The organism is Mesorhizobium ciceri WSM4083 (assembly GCF_000519305.1).
Taxonomy (GTDB): domain Bacteria; phylum Pseudomonadota; class Alphaproteobacteria; order Rhizobiales; family Rhizobiaceae; genus Mesorhizobium; species Mesorhizobium ciceri_B.
The window spans coordinates 301573-320314 of record NZ_KI912610.1; the positions used below are offsets into that span (position 1 = coordinate 301573).

Sequence of the window (18742 nt, forward strand, 5' to 3'; positions counted from 1 at the left end):
CTTTCTCAATTCACTCGCTTCCAACTAAGCTCGCCCTGCCCTGCCCGAGGAGACGCCAAACCCTTCGATCAGCGCTTCCGTGGCCTGCACATCCTGGAATTGCGCCTGAATTTCGATCAGGTGCCGGTAGTTTTCGTCTGTGGGATCGGTGGCGAGCGCCGCTTCCGCCTGTTTCAGTTCCTTATGTAAGGTGCGCGCGCTGCGCTGCAAGTGCAGCGCCTGGCTGAAAGCATCGCGGGCATCTTCAAGGGCGGCGGTCTCCAGCGCCGGCCATTGCCGCATTCGCCGGATCAGCCCGACGGCCCGCTCCCAGATCTCGGCGCAGCCGGCGCGTTCGATCGTCGCAATCACGGCCTGCCGGTCATTGGCCATGTCATGCGCCATTGCGTCGAGGATTGCCGCATGCAGCCGCCTCAGATCGGAGTTGGCGAGATCGAGGAACTCGATATGGGCGAAATTCTCGTCGATCAGCGCCGGATGGTTGATCAGCGCGACGATGATCGTCGCCTCGCGCACCGACATCCCCTCGCCGCCGCGTTTGACCAAAGCCGACTGGCCGAGGCTTTCGGTGATCGCCATGCGGCCGCTGCCGGCCTTGGCGAACTGCCCGCCGGGCGCGGCCGTCTTGCCCTGGCCCTGTTTCCAGTCCTGCCCCTGGCGACCTTGCCGGGCACTGCGCTGCGAGCCGAAGAAGCTCAGCACACGCTCCCGCATCTCCTGCTGGTAGTGGTAGCGCAGGCTTTCGTCGCGGATGCGGCTGGTCAGTTCGCGCAGCGTCTTCTCGAGCTCGGCCCGCCGCTCCGGCGTATCGAAGACGCCGCCCGCCGTCTCCCGCATCCACAAAAGGTCGACCAGCGGCCGCGCCTCGGCCAGAACGCGACGAAATGCATCCGGTCCTTCGGCCTTGACCAGATCGTCGGGATCCTTGCCTTCCGGCAGCAGCGCGAAACGCGCCGAGCGGCCGGCCTGCACAGACGGCAGCGCCATATCGGCGGCCCGCCACGCTGCCTTCAGCCCGGCCTTGTCGCCGTCGAAGCACAGCATCGGCTCCGGCGCCATGCGCCACAGCAGTTCGAGCTGGTTCTCGGTAAGCGCGGTGCCGAGCGGCGCCACGACATTCTCGAAGCCGGCCTGCGCCAGCGCGATCACGTCCATATAACCTTCGACGGCGATGACCGTGCCGCCCTTGGCCAAGGCCTTGCGGGCGCGGGCGAAATTATAGAGCACATTGCCCTTGTGGAAGAGCTCGGTGTCAGGCGAGTTCATGTATTTGGCCAGCGCATCGGGCTGTAGCGCGCGGCCGCCAAAGGCGATGATCTTGCCCCTGGAATCCGGGATGGGGAACATGATGCGGTCACGGAACCAGTCATAGGAAACCGGAATGTCGTCGCCGTGGCGCACCAGTCCGCAGGCCTCGATATCGGCTTTCGGCACGCCCTTGGCGGCGAGATGCTCCTTCAGCGCATTGCGGCTGTCGGGCGCAAAACCGAGCCGGAACGATTGCTGCGTCGCCGGCGTCAGTCCGCGGTCGCGCAGATAGGCACGCGCCTTGGCACCTTCCGGCCCTTGCAGTCGCTCCTGGAAGAAGGCGGTCGCCATCTCCATGACGTCGGTCAGGCTGGCGCGTTCCTTTTCGCGCCGCTCCTCCTGCGCATCGCGAACCGGCATCGGCACACCGGCCATGTCGGCGATCTTTTCGACCGCTTCGGGAAAGCTCATCCCATCGAGTTCGGTGAGGAACTTGAAATGATCGCCCGAAACCGAACAGCCGAAACAGTGGTAGCGGCCCTTCTTGTCCTCGCAGTGGAAGGATGGGCTCTTCTCGCCATGAAACGGGCAGCACGCCCAATAGTCGCCGCGTGGCGCGTTGGTCTTCTTGCGATCCCACGCAACGCGCTGGCCGATCACCGATGAAATCGGCACGCGGTCGCGTATCTCGTCGAGGAAGGCGGGTGGAAAGCGCATCGGGGAACTCGTTTCCCGATTATATAATCATAGCCGCGAATTCCGACGACCCTTAATGCGGGCCATACCCGGTTTCCACAGGCAAAAGAGGCCTTGCCGGTCGATCAGTCGCCTTCGTCGACCAGATTCTCGACCGGCAGTTCAAGCGCGCGAGCCAGTCGCAGCCAAAGCGCGACATCCCCTCCACGCTTTCCGTTCTCGATCTCGGAAAGATAGTTCTGCGTCACTCCGACGGATGCAGAAAGAACAGCCTGGGTCTGTTTGCGATATCTGCGCCAGAAGGCGAGCGGAGAGACCGCCGCGACAAGAGCCCGCGCCTCATCCGGAGTAAGCCCGGGAATCTGGCCTGCGCGAAAGCTGCCCAGCGCCTGCGCGTGATCCAGTGATTCCCGAAGTGCATCCAGCTCACTGCGTGGCAGGATGGCCAGTTCCTCGCCGCCTGGCGTCGTGACATAGGCAACGTTGTTCATCTTGGCATCCCTTCAATCATAAACCGGTCCGCGCGGCCCGATCCTGGTGACGATGATCTCTTGATCCGTTTCCTCGAACACCACACGATAGTCACCCCCCTCAAACGCAGAGCGGTCGAGCCTTGCAAGGCCTTGACCATGTTTGCAAGGCTGCTCGGGTCTTTGGCGCGTATGCTTCTATCTTCGACAGAATTCTCTCGGCATCCGCCCGATGCTTTCGCAGCGCCTTGGCAGCCAGAGGGAGAAGAATGAGCCGCCTCACTCCTAGAATATCGCACATTGTGATATTCTCGACAAGCCGATTCAGACTTCACATTTGCGGTGAATTGGCCGCGGACAGCAAAAAGGAGGCGGCCTTTGCGGGCCGCCTCCTTCCGGGTTCAGCACATGCCTGGAGGCTTAATGCGCGGCAAGCGTACCGAAGATGACGCCGGAGAGGATGCCGACCAGCACATAGTCGTTGCCGACGCGGATCCATTCCTGGCCGCGGCCGGGGCGATGCAGGCCGTAGCGGCCGTAGTCGCGGACCGGCCGGTGCTGTCTCCAGCCGGAATATTTCTGGCCATTGCGCCAGTTGTTACGCTTCACCACGACCTTCTTATGGATGACGCGCTTCTGGATGATGCGCTTCTTGACATCCCTGTTGGTGGGCTTTTGCCAATCGACCTGGCTGTAGTTCGACTGCGGAGCGTTCGGTGCATTCAGCGGTGCGGCCTGGCCGGTGAGCGACGTGGCGGCCAGCATCGAGAAAGCGAGGGCGGAAAGGACAATGCGTTTCATGAGAAGTCTCCTTGGTTGTCGATGCCCAGGGAATAGCGGGCCACCTATGAACCGAAACTGAACGCACGCATTACAATTGTGTAATGAATTCCTTGATTTATCCAAGGGAGCTGAACATCGTCGCAAACGCCTAAGCCAGCACATATGGCAAACCGGACGATCCCTCGCCTCGCGCGTGCCCCGCAATGCAACCATTTGCGCGTCCGTCCATTTTCCGACACCGCCCGTCGCGCGGCAGCGGCCCTTGAAATCGACAAGATTTTATTATCCGGCTAAAATATTCAAGTTATTATAAGTCACCGCCATGAACATGATTCGTACCCTCGGTTTTCCTTCTGATCGCCACGCAAAACAGGGCAGGCGCCCTGTTTGCATGTGGGGAGCAAAATGAGCGGGTCCGTCGTCCTTCTGCATCTGGCCGGCGCCGTGGCGCTGATGCTGTTTGCCACCCGCATGGTGAAGACCGGTGTCGAACGCGCCTATGGCGACGTGCTGCGCCATCGCCTGCGCGCCACCATGCGCAATCCGATGATGGCGGTGCTGGCCGGCACCGGCCTCGCCATCGCCCTGCAGAGCTCCACCGCCGTCACGCTGCTGGTCGGTTCCTTTGCCGGCTCTGGCATCGTCTCTGGCGCCGCGGGTCAATTGGCAGTGCGGGGAGCCGAGATCGGCTCGGCGCTGGTGGTCAAGCTGCTGACCTTCGACCTCACCTTGCTGGTGCCTCTGTGCCTGATCACCGGCACGGTCATGTTCATGGCCACCGAGCGTCGCGACTGGCGCCAGTCCGGCCGCATCCTGGTCGGCATCGGCCTTTTGATCCTGTCGCTGGAGATGATCGGCCAGGCGTCGGAGCCGCTACGCAACAGCCAGCTCATGCCGGTCATCATCAACTACTTCTCGACCGATTCCATCACCGCCTATCTGCTGGCGGCACTGATCACCTGGCTGTTCCAGTCGAGCATCGCAGCGGTGCTGTTGATGGCGACGCTGGCAGGCCGCGGCCTGATCACGCCCGAACTCGGCGTCGTTCTCATCCTCGGCGTCAACCTCGGCTCCTCGATCATCGCGCCGATGCTGACCCGCTCGTCGAGCCCCGAGGTGCGCGTCGTGCCGATCGGCAATCTCCTGATGCGCGGTCTTGGCTCGCTGGTCATGCTGATCCTGGTCATGATCTTCAGGCCGCACTTCGCCTTTCTCGGTTCGACGGCGGCCGACCAGATCGTCAATGCCCACATCCTGTTCAATGTGCTGATCCTGCTTGCCGGCCTGCCGCTGGCAGGCTTCGTCTACCGCGCTTCGGAGAAGATCGTCGCACTTGGCACCAAGCCCGTGCCGGCCGCCTCGCTTGACGTCGTCGAGCTGTCCGCGCTCAACGAAAGCGCGCTCGACGTGCCGAGCCAGGCGCTGGCCAATGCCACCCGCGAGGTGGTGCGGGTCTGCGAGACGATCGAGATAATGCTCAAGCGCATCATCGAGCTCTATGAAAGTGCCGACGCCGACAAGATCAAGGCGCTGGCCGCACTCGACGACCGCGTCGACCGCAAGCACGCCGCGATCAAGCTCTACCTCGCCAAGTTGACCAGGAACCCGCTGACCGAGGACGAGGCGCTGCGCTGTCAGGAACTGATCGGCGCCTGCGTCAAGCTCGAGCAGGTCGGCGACATCATCGTGCGCAACATGCTGGTGCATGTGAAGAAGAAGTTCGAGCGCGGGCTGGAATTCACCGACGAGGGCTGGGCCGAGCTGTGCGCCTTCCATGGTTCGGTGCTGGCCAATGCGCGGCTTGCCTTCAACGTTCTGGTGTCGCGCGATCCCGAGACCGCCCGCCAGTTGGTGCTGGAAAAAGACCGGCTTCGAGATCGCGAAAAGGAAACCAGCGCCAGCCATTTTGTTCGCCTGCGCGACGGCACCGCCAAGAGCGTCGAGACCAGCTCGATCCATCTCGACACCATCCGCGACCTGAAGCAGATCAATTCGCTGCTGGCGTCGATGGCCTATCCGGTGCTCGAAGAGCGCGGTCTGCTGACGGGGTCGCGGTTGAAGGCGAGCTGAGGCGTTGAAACTGCCGATCTCCCGCCTCTTTGAAAGGCTGGCGGGACAGCGCCCCCCTCTGGCCTGTCGGCGATCTCCCCCACAAGGAGGGAGATCGGCGCTTCATCGCCGCGCCCGATGAAGAAAAGATAAACTCGCGACAACAATTTCTTCATTGCCCGCAAAGCCCATCCGTGGTTTTAGGCCGTTCCAGCTAAGGCCTTGCCATGTCGCTTCCGCTCATAGCTCTGTTCATCGCCGCCTTTGCCTTCGGCACCACTGAATTCGTCATTGCCGGCGTGCTGCCGCAAGTGGCGCACGGTCTTGGCGTCTCGGTTCCCTCGGCCGGCTATCTCGTCTCCGGCTATGCCTGCGGCATCGCTATCGGCGGTCCGCTGCTGGCGCTCGCCACCAAGTCGCTGTCACGCAAGAGCCTGCTGCTCGGCCTCGCCATCGCCTTCACCATTGGCCAGGCGGCTTGCGCGCTGGCGCCCGACTTCACCTCGATGCTACTGTTGCGCATTGCCGTGGCGGTCGCGCATGGCGCCTATTTCGGCGTCGCCATGGTCGTCGCCGTCGGTCTCGTGCGCGAGGACCAGCGCGGCATGGCTGTCGCCGTCATCCTGTCCGGCCTCACCGTCTCCAACGTCATCGGCGTGCCGGCGGGCACCGCGATCGGCAACATCTGGGGCTGGCGCGCCACCTTCTGGGTGATGTGCGCGCTGGGCGTGGCGGCGACGCTTGCGATGGCGGCATTGTTGCCGCGCACGACCGGATCGTCGGCCAAGCCTGCCGGTTTCGCCCGCGAGGTTCGCGTGCTGGCCCGCCAGCAGGTCTGGACCTCGCTGATCCTGATGCTGATGCTGATGATCGGCCAGTTCGGCCTGTTCACCTACATCACCCCGACACTGCTGGAGGTCACCGGGCTCGACGAGAACCTGGTCCCGTGGGTGCTGCTGCTCAACGGCGTCGGAGCAACGCTCGGTGTCTTCCTCGGCGGCAAGCTCTCAGACTGGAAGCTGATGCCGTCATTGATCACCATGCTGGCGCTGCAGGCGGTGACGCTGGCCGTCATCTACGCCGTCAGCCCCTATCCTCTGCCGATGGTTGTGGCCATCGTCATTTGGGGCGGTCTCAACTTCGCCATCGGCACACCGATCCAGACCCGCATCCTGGCCTGGACGGCAGATGCTTCCAACCTCGCCTCGTCGCTCATTCCGTCCGGCTTCAATGTCGGCATCGCGCTGGCCGCGTCGTTGGGCGCCGCGATGCTGAACAGCGGCTATGGCTATCGCAGCCTGCCGCTGTTGGGCGCCATCGCCATGCTGATCGCCGTCGCGGTGGCGCTGGCATCCTATGTCTGGGAAGGGCGCAGCAACGCCACGCCGCCGCTGACGGCTCCGGCGGAATAGACCACTCACCCGCGCCAGCGCAGCAGACGCATGGCGTTGGCGGTGACCAGCACGGTGGCGCCGGTGTCGGCCAGGATCGCCGGCCACAGGCCGGTGATGCCCAAAATGGTGGTGACCAGGAACACCGCCTTCAGCCCAAGCGCCACGCTGATGTTCTGGCCGATATTGGCCATCACCGCCCGCGACAGTCTTACCATCCGCACGACGTCCATGACGCGGCCATGCAGGATCGCCGCGTCCGCCGTCTCCAGCGCCACATCGGTGCCGCCGCCCATGGCGATGCCGATGTCGGCGGCGGCGAGCGCCGGTGCGTCGTTGATGCCATCGCCGACCTTGGCGACCTTCAGCCCTTCGCGCTGCAATTCACCGATGATGCGCTGCTTGTCCTGAGGCAACAGCTCCGCCCGCGCCTCGATCCCGAGCGAAGCGGCGATGGCTTCGGCCGTGCGGCGATTGTCGCCGGTCAGCATGATCGTGCGGATGCCCTCGGCCTTCAGCGCCGCAATGCCGGCCGCCGCATCCGGCCGCGGCTCGTCGCGCATGGCGATCAGCCCTGCCACCACGCCGTCGGCGACCAGCACTGAGACGGTCTTGCCCTGGCCGTTGAGGCTGTCGACGGCGAGGCGCTGCACTTGCGTCATGTCGGCGCGTTCGCCCGCCGCTGGACCGGAGCCGAGGAAGACGGCGACGCCCCCGACGCTGCCCTCGACCCCCTTGCCCGAAATCGCCTTCGCCGCCAGGGCCGGCGGCACCGGCGCCTTGTCGGCCTTGGCCCGCTCCAGGATCGCCATGGCCAGCGGATGGCTGGAACCCTGCTCGAGCGCTGCCGCCCGCGCCAGCACGGTGCGTTCATCGCGGCCATAGGCCATGATGTCGGTGACCACGGGCCTGCCCGCGGTCAGCGTGCCGGTCTTGTCGAAGGCCACCGCCGTGATCCGGCGAAAGCCTTCCAGCACGGCGCCACCCTTCATCAGCAGGCCGCGCCGCGCACCGGTCGCAAGGCCAGCGGCGATCGCCGCCGGCGTCGAGATGACCAGTGCGCAGGGGCAGCCGATCAGCAGGATCGCCAGGCCCTTGTAGATCCATTCGTTCCAGTCGCCACCGACAAGCAGCGGCGGCAGCAGCGCAACCAGCGCGCCGACCGCCAGCACCGCCGGCGTGTAGGTGCGCGAGAAGCGGTCGATGAAGCGCTCGGTCGGCGCCTTGGCCTCCTGCGCCTCCTCCACCAGCCGCACGATTCGAGCGACGGTGTTGTCGGACGCGGCCGCCGTCACCCGCACCTTGAGCACGCCGTCGATGCTGATCGTGCCGGCAAAGACGGCGTCAGCGACGCCCTTGCGCTTGGGCGTGCTCTCGCCGGTCACCGGCGCCTCGTCGATATCGCTCGCCCCCTCGACGATCTCGCCGTCGGCCGGGATACGGTCGCCCGGCCGCACCAGGATGACATCGCCGACCGCAAGGTCTTCGGCGGAAACTTCCGATGTGCCGCCCGCCCGCTCGACTAACGCCGTCTTCGGCACCAGATCGGCAAGCCCCTGGATGCTCGCCCGCGCGCGGCCGGCGGCGACACCTTCCAGAAGTTCGCCGATCAGGAACAGCACCACCACGGCGGCGGCTTCTTCCGTGGCGCCGATCATCACGGCGCCTATCGCCGCGATGGTCATCAGCATCTCGATCGAGAACGGCGTGCCGGCCAATGCCGCCATCAGCGCTCGCCGTGCGATCGGCACCAGGCCAACCAACAGCGCGGCCAGGAACACCCAGCGCTCAGCCACCGGGAACAGATGGCCGATGCCATAGGCGGCGAGAAGTGCCGCCGCGCAAACCAGCGTCAGCACCGCCCGGCGCGAACGCCACCAAGCCTGCCCCATCTCGGCATGGCCATGATCGTGGCCCGCATGATCGTGGCCTTCATGGTCATCGTGGACGTGATCGGCGTGCGCCTTGTCTGACATCGGCGATACATGCGCCTCGGCCTTGACGATGCCGTAGCCGAGCCGCGCCACCTGCTGCAGCACTTTGTCTTCCGGCAGTGCGCCGCCGTGGCTGACCGTCATGCTGGCGCCGGTCACCGAAACCGAGACATCGGCGACGCCATCGAGGCGACGCACCGCCGTATCGATCTTGGCCGCGCAGGAGGCGCAGTCCATGCCGCCGATCTTGAATCGTGTCTGCCCGATTGTTTCCTGCTTGAGCGGCGTCGTCATCACATAACCTGCCTGTCTTGCCCGCGCGGCAGCGCCGCATGGGTCTTGAATGCTGATGTCGGGCACTGTAATTGCTCTAGTCACTAGAGCTTCAAGAGGCAAAAAACATGTTTTCGATCGGTGATCTCTCGCGCCGCACCGGGGTCAAGGTGCCGACCATTCGCTATTACGAGCAGATGGGCCTGGTTGCGGCGCCCGAGCGCTCGGAAGGCAACCAGCGCCGCTATTCCAGGCAAGAGCTGGAGCGGCTGGCCTTCATCCGCCACGCCCGCGATCTCGGTTTCGCCGTCGAGGACATCCGCTCTCTGATCGATTTGAGCGGCCACCCCGAGCAACCCTGCGGCCACGCCGACAAGATCGCCGAGGAACAACTGATCTCGGTGCGGGAAAAGATTGCTCAGTTGAAGCGGCTGGAAGCCGAGCTTGAACGCATTGCCACGTGCTGCGATGGCAAGACGGTCGGCGACTGCTACGTCATCCGCGCGCTGTCCGACCACGCGCTGTGCGCCGATGAGCATGGTTGAGACACATCCTACAACTCGATCCGGAACCGCAAGCTCTCCGCCCCGCCATAGGCGGCGTCCTCGAAGAAGCGTTCTACGAGCTTGCCGCCATTGGCCAGGATCACCTTGTGCGAGGCCGGATTGTCCGGCTTGGCGGTGATCTCGACATGAGGCAGGCCGACCGCCCTCGCCTCCTCCAGCATCAGCCGCAGCGCCTCGGTGGCGTAGCCGCGCCGTCGCTTCCACGGCACCACCGCATAGCCGATATGACCGAGTACATGCTTCGGCAATTCTGCCGTGCCCTTCTGCCAGCGAAAACCGATCGAGCCCGATGCCTCGCCATCCCAGATCCAGCGGCGGAAGCCCGGCAGGCGCGGCACTTGCTTGTCGTCGGGCAAGGTGATCGGACCGCCCTTGGCCTGGGGATCGTCGAGATCGGCGAGAAAAGCCACTGGATCCCTTTCGATCGCCGCAAGCTGCTCGCGGGTCGCTTCCAGAAATCGCACATTGTCCGGCGACCAGCCGCGTTCGAGCGCCGCCTTGTAGGACGGCAAATGTTCAAGCGCGGGTTTGACGATTTCGACCATGATGCACCGGTGCAGACGCTACACCGACAAGATAGCACCCCTGCCCGGGAAGGCACGGTCCACCAAAGCGCAGTCTCTTACGGCAAGGGCCGCGCTCCCATCACTGGAAACACGGCCCTGGCGTTGGGTCCTTGGGAGGACTGGCGATCCGGCGCCGCAGCACCGGAGCACCTTTAGCGATCTCAGGCGATGTCGAAGCGGTCGGCGTTCATCACCTTGGTCCATGCTGCGACGAAATCCCTGGTGAATTTCGCCTTGGCGTCCGCCGACCCGTAGACCTCGGCAAGCGCGCGCAATTGGGCGTGCGAGCCAAAGATCAGGTCGGCACGGGTGCCGGTCCACTTGACCGCCTTGGTCTTGCGGTCGCGCGCTTCATAGACTTCGTCGGAGCCGGCGGCCGGATCCCAGACCGTGTTCATGCCGAGCAGGTTGACGAAGAAGTCGTTGGTCAACGTCCCCGGCCGGTCGGTGAGCACGCCGTGCTTCGACTTGGCCGTGTTGGCGCCGAGCACGCGCAGACCGCCGAGCAGCACCGTCATCTCGGGCGCGGTCAGCGACAACAATTGCGCCCGGTCGACCAGCATGGCTTCGACCGACATCGGCTGCTTGCCCCTGACATAGTTGCGGAAGCCATCGACTTTCGGCTCGAGCGCGGCAAAGGAATGGACATCCGTCTGTTCCTGTGAAGCATCCATGCGGCCCGGCGTGAACGGCACCTTGGTCTCGTGGCCGCCGTCCTTCGCCGCCTTCTCGACCGCGGCGACACCGCCGAGAACGATGAGGTCGGCCAGCGAGATCTTTTTCCCGCCGGTCTGCGCCGCGTTGAACTCCTTCTGGATGGTTTCCAGCTTCGCCAGCACCTTCGACAGTTCAGCAGGCTGGTTGACCTCCCAATCCTTCTGCGGTGCCAGCCGGATACGTGCACCGTTGGCACCACCGCGCTTGTCGGAATTGCGGAACGTCGAGGCCGACGCCCACGCCGTCGAGACCAATTCCGAGACCGACAGGCCCGATGCCAGGATCTTCGCCTTCAGCGACGCAATGTCCTGCTCGCCGACCAGTTCGTGGTCGACCGCCGGGATCGGGTCCTGCCAGATCAGCTCTTCCTTCGGCACGAGCGGGCCGAGATAGCGAACGACCGGACCCATGTCGCGATGGGTCAGCTTGTACCAGGCGCGGGCGAACGCGTCGGCGAACTGGTCCGGATGCTCATGGAAGCGCCTCGAGATCTTCTCGTAGGCCGGATCGACCCGCAGTGCGAGATCGGTGGTCAGCATGGCAGGCGCCCGGCGCTTGGACGGATCGTGGGCATCCGGAACGGTTCCGGCGCCGGCGCCACCCTTCGGCGTCCACTGATGAGCGCCTGCCGGGCTCTTGGTCAGTTCCCATTCGAAGTTGAACAGATTGTCGAAGAAGCTGTTGCTCCACTTGGTCGGCGTCGTGGTCCAGGTCACCTCGAGGCCCGAGGTGATGGCGTCGCCTGCAATGCCGGTGGCATGCTTGCTCGACCAGCCGAGGCCCTGCGCCTCGATGCCGGCGCCTTCCGGCTCCGCACCCACCAGCGCGGCATCGCCGGCGCCGTGCGTCTTGCCGAAGGTGTGACCGCCGGCGATCAGCGCCACGGTCTCCTCGTCGTTCATGGCCATGCGCGCGAAGGTCTCGCGGATGTCGCGTGCCGAAGCCAGCGGATCCGGTTTGCCGTTCGGCCCTTCCGGATTGACATAGATCAGGCCCATCTGCACGGCGCCGAGATGACCGTGGAGTTCACGGTCACCGGAGTAGCGCTTGTCGTCGAGCCACTTGGTTTCCGAACCCCAATCGACGTCCTGTTCGGGTTCCCAGACGTCGGCACGGCCGCCAGCGAAACCGAAGGTCTTGAAGCCCATCGATTCCAGCGCGACGTTGCCGGTGAGGATCAGCAGGTCGGCCCAGGAGATCTTGCGGCCATATTTCTGCTTGACCGGCCACAGCAGCCGGCGCGCCTTGTCGAGATTGGCATTGTCCGGCCAACTGTTGAGCGGAGCAAAACGCTGCTGGCCGGCCCCGGCGCCGCCACGGCCATCGCCGATGCGGTAGGTGCCGGCACTGTGCCAGGCCATGCGGATGAACAGCGGCCCGTAATGGCCGAAGTCGGCCGGCCACCACTCCTGCGAATCCGTCATCACGTGGTGCAGGTCCTTGATCACCGCATCGAGATCGAGCGACTTGAATTCCTTGGCATAGTCGAACTCTTCGCCCATCGGATCCGAAAGGTTCGATTGCTGATGGAGGACGCCAAGATCGAGTTGGTTGGGCCACCAGTCACGGTTGCTCCTGCTGGAGGATCCGTGTGCAACGGGGCATTTGCCGGCGCTGGGATCATCGGTCTGTGCGTCCATGTTCTTCTCCGATCGTGGCTGTGTTGAGCTGTTCAACTGCTGCGTGAACAGGGACACGAATGTCCCTGGAGGCGGTCCGTTTCATGGCTGGCGCGATGACCATATGCCCGATACGCGACCGAATATGTTGGATGTCCTGTTGCTGCGGGCATGCGCCTCACCAGGCGGTCCCGGCTGCTCCTCATCTTCGTTGCGACTCCTATAGCAAAGCCGCTTGATTAATTTAAGTTGGATTTCCTGATTACAGCGATAAGATGACATTATGACAAACCTGACGCTGAAGCAGTTGCGTTATTTCGAGGCACTGGCGCGGCACAACCATTTCGGACGCGCGGCGGATGCCTGCGCGATCTCGCAGCCCGCCATCTCGGTGCAGATCCGGGAGTTGGAGGAAACGCTGGGCACGGAGCTTTTCCAAAGAGGCCCACGCCAGGTCCGGCTGACGAATTTCGGCGAGGAATTCGCCTTGCGCGTTCGCGACATCCTGCGCTCGGTGGATGAGCTGACGGATCTGGCCCGCGCCTCTCGCGACCGGCTGGTGGGACGGTTGCGCATCGGCGTGATCCCGACGATCGCACCCTACCTTCTGCCTGCCATCATCGGCAACCTCGCCCGCATGCATGACGGACTCGATATCCATGTGCGCGAAACGCAGACGCAGAAGCTGATCCAGGAACTGGCCGACGGCCGGCTCGACGCGGCCATCGTCGCCTTGCCGGTGTCGGAACCCTCACTGACGGAAATCGTGCTGTTTGCCGAGAACTTCGTGCTGGTCCGGCCCGGCGAGGATGAGGGAAAGCCGGTGCCCAACCGCGAAATGCTGCGCGAGATGCGGCTGCTCCTGCTCGAGGAAGGCCATTGTTTTCGCGATCAGGCGCTATCGTTCTGCAACATGCATTCGGCGCGCCCAAGGGAGTTGCTGGACGGCAGCTCGCTGTCGACCCTGGTGCAGATGGTCGGCGCCGGCGTCGGCGTCACCTTGATCCCCGAAATGGCCGTGCCGGTGGAGACACGCTCGGCGTCGGTCTCTATCGCCCACTTCGCCAACCCCCAACCGTCGCGGACGATCGGCATGATCTGGCGCAAGACAAGCCCGATCGCCAAACAGCTGCTGCTTATATCCGAAGTGGTTCGCCAGGCGGCCGAAACGTTGCGCGCACAGCACGGTTCGGCATTGCTTGCGCGGCCTCTGAATCTACCGGCAGCGGCCCAATGAAGGCTGGCTGACCGGATCGTCAGCCTGCAGCGTGGAACCGGATTTCGCCCTTGTTCAGGAAGCAGGTCTTGTTGAACAGCGACAGGTCCAGAGGATTCGGTAACCGCACATCGGCGATATCGGGAACCGATTTCTTCGCCGGATCGTATGACCGATCGATCTGCGAGATGAAGACGAGGATCAATCCCCTGTCGCCGGCAAAGGCCTTCAGCGTGCGAACCTGCGCCATCAGGTCGGGGTTTTCACGCTTCTGGTCGAGCAGTTGCAGATAATCGATCACCACCAGCGTGCCGCGCGGTGCCGAACCCAATGCCTTGACGATATAGTCGGCGCTGATCGCGTTGGAATTGTCGAACACGAACCGGTCGTTGAACTGCACCGGGTCCGCCCCGATGACGCGAAACCGGTCGAGCACATCCCGCTGCGTATACTCCAGCGTGAAGAACACGCCGCGATGACCTGATTTCATGGCTTCGACCGCGAGCTCGAGGCTCATCAGCGTCTTGCCGTGGCCAGGCCGCGCCCCGACCAAGACAAGATCGCCGGGCGCAAGTTGCGCAAACAGTACGCCGGCAGGCGCCGCCTTGGCTGCCTTGGCTGCAAGCAAGCTCCAACTGGTGAAACCTTCCTGCGCTGCGACACGGTCAAGCGCCTCGTGCAGCGCAATTTTACCCTCGCGGGACAAAAGCCTGGCTTGACGCTTCAAATGGTAGACGGGCGCGGACAGCTTCATGCAAACCTCCTGGTGCGAGCCTTTTCGCAACCCCTCCTTATGCCTGGCGCTCGACAGTCGGTTCAGTGATTGGATAGCGCCCTGCATGAACGATGCTTTCCCGGCGAGGGAGGTGGCGTGGACCGCGCCAGAATCAGATCATAACTCAATCCCTGCGGATCGAAAATCGTGGACCTCCAGGGATCAGGGCTCCGAATTCGCGGCTTTTCAAGATAGGAATTTTTTCTTGACTCCCTGCCCTCAGCTATGGTACATATTTGTCCATGGTGCTGATTTGCGCCAGTGACCCGCCGCACAGGCGGGTTTTTCGTTTGATGCTCCGTCAGCCAAGACGCCGAGGGCTCCGAAGGAATCCGCCAACCCGGGTTCGTTGCCCTGCTTCAAGGATGCGAAGCCGCCCGCCGCAAGCCCGGAGCCAGCATGTCGGCGTAGGCTGTTTGCATGGATCGACCTGCTCTACGGATCTCATGCGGGTACGCTAAACAAGATGTGTTTCGCCTGATAATGCGAGGCCATCTATGATCGATTCTCGCGGCAATGCCGCAAGGAATCGCCATTCGCTTCGACAGGAGAATTGATCCGGTGCGGTTGAGATCTGTTTCTCTGGGCGTCGTCGCCAGCTTTTTCGTCGCCGCCATTGCGTTGACGATGTCGGCTCGATCCTTTGCCGCACCATCTGACGTTCCGGCCTGGCTGCAGGCTCATGTCGGCAACAGCGACGGCCAGATCTCACAAATTGTCCTCGAACGAGCCCGCGCGCTTTACCGGAAGAAGGTCGCGCAAGGTGCTGTCAAGAACCCCTGCTACTTCGCCATGGATGCGACGCGCCCCAGCGATCTGGGCGATGGCGTGCTTGGCCGTCGCTACTACGTCATCTGCGAAGCCAGCCGGTCGTTTCGCGCGATTTCGTCGGGCCACGGCAGTGGCCGGAATTTGAACGGCGTGGTCGATTTTTCAAATGGCAAACGGTGCGCGAAGAACTTCGGCAATGCGATGGATTCGTCGTTGACGGCCGGCGGCGGCTATATCACCCGCGAGGCAAAAACGTCGTTCAAGGGCTACTACCGCACCGCTGCGAAACAGGACGTGGCTTTCCAGCGCACCTTCATACAGTTCGACGGCGAAGGCGAGGCTGCGAACGCCAGGCAGCGGGTGATCGGCGGCCATGCGGCCCAGGTTCTGCGCGGCATGTGCCTGCGCAAAAACCCGAACAGCTCGCATGCCGACCGTGACGGCTTCGTGCCGTTCGGCAAGCTGGTGGACTATGCCGGCGGTCGCAGCAATGGCTGCACCAGCTGGTCGCCGGCGGATGCCCAGCAGATCATCCCGATGGTCAAGGACAATCCGACAACGCTCTACATCTATCCGGAATCGCGCGACATCGCCGCGGTCGCAGCCAACCATTCACAGCCGGGCGCCTACTGGAACGCGTCCTGTCTGAAGGAAATCGGTACGCCGAAATTCTGGCCGCGAAAGACCCTCGAGCCGATCATCGCCCAATACAGGAAGGATCACCCGGCACCGCCGCCGCAGCCGCTGCCGATCTGCGAAGCATCTTGAAGTCCGCACCCTGGCAGGCTGCGAACCTCAATCACCGTCGGTTTGCGCTCCGGCTCAGCGCAGGAAATCGACCACAGCCTGGATGAACTCTGCCGGATATTCGATGTTCGACAGATGGACCGCGGGCAGCACAACCAGCTTCGCGCCGGGCACCGCCGCGGCAATCATCTCACCGTGGCTGGCTGCTGTCACCGTGTCGTGCTGACCGGCGATCACCAGCGTCGGCCGGGGTATCAGTGCTACGGTGCGGCGAAGATCGGCGTCGCGAACCGCCGCGAACAGACCCGCCAGGCCTTGCCGGTCGATAGCCAGTAGCATGGTGCGAAACTCTTCGACCACGGGCTCGTTGGCGGCAACCATCGACGCGGGGAACCAGTTGCTCAGGAACGTCTCGGCGGTTTCCGACATGTCCGGCGCCTGTCGCACGGCGGCGATCCGCTCGTCGAAATAGCTTGCCGGCGCCAGATGAGACGAGGTGTTGCTCAGGATCAGCCGGTCGATCCGCTCGGGCGCGTGGATGCCGAGCCACTGCGCGACGAACCCGCCGAGCGACAGGCCAAGGAAATGTACGCGTTGCAGGTCGAGCGCGTCGAGCAACTCGATGACGTCGCGGCCAAGCCGGTCGAGCGAGTAGGCGCCGACGGGAACGCTCGATCCGCCATGGCCGCGAAAATCGTAGCGCAGGACACGGAAGTGCTTCGACAATTCGTCGATCTGCCTGTCCCACATGTGCAGCGTGGTGCCGATGGAATTCGACAGCACCAGCACCGGCTTGCTTGCCTCGCCATCGAAGCGGTAGGCGATGCGCGTGCCGTCGCCGGTTGTGACGAAATTCAGCTCATTCATGATGAAAATTCCTTTTGGAACGTTTTGAATGAGGCCAAACGTAGCGGAGGGACAATTTTGTTTATATTACAAAGACAGGACAATCTCTGTAATAAAAACCGACATGGCCGAATTTACCCTCCACGACCTTCAATGCTTCGATGCGGTGGTTCGCACCGGAGGCTTTCAGCCTGCGGCGGCCGTGCTGCATCGCTCGCACCCCGCGGTGTTCGCCGCCGTCGCCAAGCTGGAGCGACAGCTCGGCCTTAGCCTCCTAGATCGCAGCGGCTATCGCGTGCGTCCGACCGAGGCCGGGCTTTCGTTCCACCGCCGAGCGCTATCGCTGCTGCGCGAGCTGGACGGCTTGCGCGTCCATGCCGCCCAGTTGGCGATGGGTGAAGAAAGCGAGATCCATGTGGTGATAGGCGACCTGTGCCCGCGCCCGCAGGTGCTGGGCATGCTAGGGCGGTTCTTCGCACAGTGCCCCGGCACGCGCCTGCATCTGCATTTCGAAGCGGTGGGCGGCCCATGCGAGCGCCTCTTCGATGACGAAGCCGATCTGATCCTGCACTGGGTCGACAAGGGCGATGCGCGGGTGGAATGGGTCGATCTGTGCAAGGTGTCCTTCATTCCCGTGGTGGCGCCGGGCTTTCTGCCCGATCGTATCGAGCAGCCGATCGCCCTGGACCAGATGCAGGCACTCACCCAATGCGTCATGCGCGACAGCGCCCGCCATTCGCCACAACAAAACTATTCGCTGCTCGAAGGCGCGCCGCAATGCCTCGTCGCCGACCAGGGCATGAAGAAGGAGATCATCCTGCAGGGCCTGGGCTGGGGCCACCTGCCCCGCTTCCTGATCGAGGACGAACTGCAGGACGGGCGCCTGCGCTCCATTGCCGGCCGTCATCTGCCGGGCCGCACCGACGAACTGGTGGTGGCGCGGCGCCGCGACCGGCCGCATGGGCCGATCGCGAACCGGCTGTGGGATCACATCCAGCAGGAGGCGCCGGCATTGCGCCGCGCATTAGAGCCGAGGAGGATACCGACCAACCAGTCGCGAAAGGCGCAAGTGGAAATCGGTCGTTAATGACCGGCCATGCAATGCCAAGACCTCTCGGGTCTCGTCAGCGGTCACTTCTTGACATACGCTCCAGGCTGGCGGCCGCTCTTCGGGGCCTTGGCGTCCTTGGAACGCTCCGCGATAGCGGGGCCGGCCCCGGACGTCTTTTCGGTTGCGGCGCTCGGCGTGGCTTGCCGCGGCGGGTTTTGTCCGTCCGACTGGCGGGTTCGGTCGTCCACTTCATCCTTCCTGCGGGTGAGCCCCATTCCGCCGGCGGGCTTCTTGTTGGCGGCGGCATCCTGGGAGAATTCATCGGAAGCGTCGGCATCGGTCTTTGCCGGATATTTCGTCGCACCGGTTTCATAGCGGGTTTCGTTCTCAGTCATGACATCTCTCCCGTTGCATGACGGATAAACATCTCGGCGCTGTCCGGGTTCCAATTCCCGGACTTGGATTCCGGACGGACCTGATTCGGGGAGCGCCCGGTCGGCCGCCTACTGCAGCAGCCCCTTGACGATGCCGCTCGCCTTGCCGAAATCCATCTGGCCGGCATATTTCTGCTTCAGCGCGGCGATCACCTTGCCCATGTCCTTCTGGCTGGCCGCACCGGTCGCGGCGATCGCCTCACGCGCCGCCGCGGTCACCGCCGCATCGTCCAATTGTGTCGGCAGGAAGGTGCGGATGATCTCCATCTCGCCACGCTCCTGCGCGGCCAGTTCCGGCCGTTTGCCGTCGTCGAAGGCCTTGGCGGATTCCTCGCGCTGCTTCACCATCTTGGCCAGGATCTGCAGGATCTCCTCATCGCTGGCCGGCTCCTTGCCCGAACCGCGATTGGCGATGTCGCGGTCGTGAATGGCCGCCTGGATCAGCCGCAATGTCGGCAGCCGATGCTTGTCCTGCGCCTTCATCGCGCTCTTCAGGGATTCGGCGATTTTGCCGCGCATGGTGCATTCTCCTTCGATCGGCGCGGACAATAGCGCCGGGGGCGAGCCAAGGCAAACCCTGATATGCCGGA

The 18742-nt window shown here is 63.7% G+C and carries 16 protein-coding genes; 6 read left to right on the forward strand and 10 right to left on the reverse strand.

The features are described 5' to 3' along the window. Positions 1-24: 24 nt before the first annotated feature. From dnaG to MESCI2_RS0127470, 3 genes are all read right to left on the reverse strand, one after another. Positions 25-1965: a DNA primase gene (gene dnaG, locus MESCI2_RS0127460; RefSeq protein ID WP_027039272.1), complete on the reverse strand. Its 1941-nt coding sequence runs from the start codon at positions 1963-1965 to the stop codon at positions 25-27. A gap of 104 nt (positions 1966-2069) precedes the next feature. Beyond that, complete coding sequence (locus tag MESCI2_RS0127465) at positions 2070-2435, reverse strand: helix-turn-helix transcriptional regulator (protein WP_027039273.1); 366 nt, start codon at positions 2433-2435, stop codon at positions 2070-2072. Between the two features lie 399 nt (positions 2436-2834). Continuing rightward, entirely contained in the window at positions 2835-3215 is a 381-nt protein-coding gene (locus MESCI2_RS0127470) for an RcnB family protein (RefSeq protein ID WP_027039274.1), read from the reverse strand. A 387-nt stretch (positions 3216-3602) separates the two neighbouring features. Here MESCI2_RS0127470 and MESCI2_RS0127475 point away from each other — a divergent pair, with 387 nt between their 5' ends. Both MESCI2_RS0127475 and MESCI2_RS0127480 read left to right on the forward strand, forming a co-directional pair. Continuing rightward, positions 3603-5267 (forward strand): Na/Pi cotransporter family protein, encoded by a 1665-nt coding sequence (locus MESCI2_RS0127475; protein ID WP_027039275.1) that lies wholly within the window; start codon positions 3603-3605, stop codon positions 5265-5267. Between the two features lie 206 nt (positions 5268-5473). Further along, positions 5474-6658: an MFS transporter gene (locus MESCI2_RS0127480; RefSeq protein ID WP_027039276.1), complete on the forward strand. Its 1185-nt coding sequence runs from the start codon at positions 5474-5476 to the stop codon at positions 6656-6658. 5 nt (positions 6659-6663) lie between these two features. Here MESCI2_RS0127480 and MESCI2_RS0127485 read toward each other — a convergent pair whose 3' ends face one another. Next, a complete protein-coding gene (locus MESCI2_RS0127485; protein WP_027039277.1) occupies positions 6664-8865 on the reverse strand; it encodes a heavy metal translocating P-type ATPase in 2202 nt (733 codons plus the stop codon). A 107-nt stretch (positions 8866-8972) separates the two neighbouring features. Between MESCI2_RS0127485 and MESCI2_RS0127490 the strand changes: the two genes are divergently transcribed. Beyond that, positions 8973-9389 carry a MerR family transcriptional regulator gene (locus tag MESCI2_RS0127490; RefSeq protein ID WP_027039278.1) on the forward strand — a complete coding sequence of 139 codons (417 nt, stop codon included), beginning with the start codon at positions 8973-8975 and terminating at the stop codon, positions 9387-9389. Between the two features lie 8 nt (positions 9390-9397). Here MESCI2_RS0127490 and MESCI2_RS0127495 read toward each other — a convergent pair whose 3' ends face one another. Continuing rightward, entirely contained in the window at positions 9398-9955 is a 558-nt protein-coding gene (locus MESCI2_RS0127495) for a GNAT family N-acetyltransferase (RefSeq protein ID WP_027039279.1), read from the reverse strand. Between the two features lie 182 nt (positions 9956-10137). Beyond that, a complete protein-coding gene (katG, locus tag MESCI2_RS0127500; protein WP_027039280.1) occupies positions 10138-12333 on the reverse strand; it encodes a catalase/peroxidase HPI in 2196 nt (731 codons plus the stop codon). A gap of 262 nt (positions 12334-12595) precedes the next feature. On the opposite strand from katG, the gene MESCI2_RS0127505 reads away from it, so the two are divergent. Beyond that, positions 12596-13549: a hydrogen peroxide-inducible genes activator gene (locus MESCI2_RS0127505; protein WP_027039281.1), complete on the forward strand. Its 954-nt coding sequence runs from the start codon at positions 12596-12598 to the stop codon at positions 13547-13549. A gap of 19 nt (positions 13550-13568) precedes the next feature. On the opposite strand, the gene MESCI2_RS0127510 is transcribed toward MESCI2_RS0127505, so the two are convergent. After that, on the reverse strand, positions 13569-14282 hold the full coding sequence (locus tag MESCI2_RS0127510; RefSeq protein ID WP_027039282.1) for a DNA helicase: 714 nt from the start codon (positions 14280-14282) through the stop codon (positions 13569-13571). A gap of 582 nt (positions 14283-14864) precedes the next feature. On the opposite strand from MESCI2_RS0127510, the gene MESCI2_RS0127515 reads away from it, so the two are divergent. After that, a complete protein-coding gene (locus MESCI2_RS0127515; RefSeq protein ID WP_027039283.1) occupies positions 14865-15842 on the forward strand; it encodes a hypothetical protein in 978 nt (325 codons plus the stop codon). 54 nt (positions 15843-15896) lie between these two features. Here MESCI2_RS0127515 and pcaD read toward each other — a convergent pair whose 3' ends face one another. Then, on the reverse strand, positions 15897-16688 hold the full coding sequence (gene pcaD / locus MESCI2_RS0127520) for a 3-oxoadipate enol-lactonase (protein WP_027039284.1): 792 nt from the start codon (positions 16686-16688) through the stop codon (positions 15897-15899). Positions 16689-16791: 103 nt separating this feature from the next. On the opposite strand from pcaD, the gene MESCI2_RS0127525 reads away from it, so the two are divergent. Next, positions 16792-17754: a LysR family transcriptional regulator gene (locus tag MESCI2_RS0127525; protein WP_027039285.1), complete on the forward strand. Its 963-nt coding sequence runs from the start codon at positions 16792-16794 to the stop codon at positions 17752-17754. A 44-nt stretch (positions 17755-17798) separates the two neighbouring features. On the opposite strand, the gene MESCI2_RS0127530 is transcribed toward MESCI2_RS0127525, so the two are convergent. After that, the gene (locus MESCI2_RS0127530) at positions 17799-18113 is read right to left on the reverse strand and encodes a hypothetical protein (RefSeq protein WP_027039286.1); all 315 of its coding nucleotides are present in this window, start codon (positions 18111-18113) and stop codon (positions 17799-17801) included. 108 nt (positions 18114-18221) lie between these two features. Then, positions 18222-18671, reverse strand: coding sequence for a GatB/YqeY domain-containing protein (locus tag MESCI2_RS0127535; protein WP_013530126.1), 450 nt, complete (start codon positions 18669-18671; stop codon positions 18222-18224). Positions 18672-18742 lie beyond the last annotated feature (71 nt).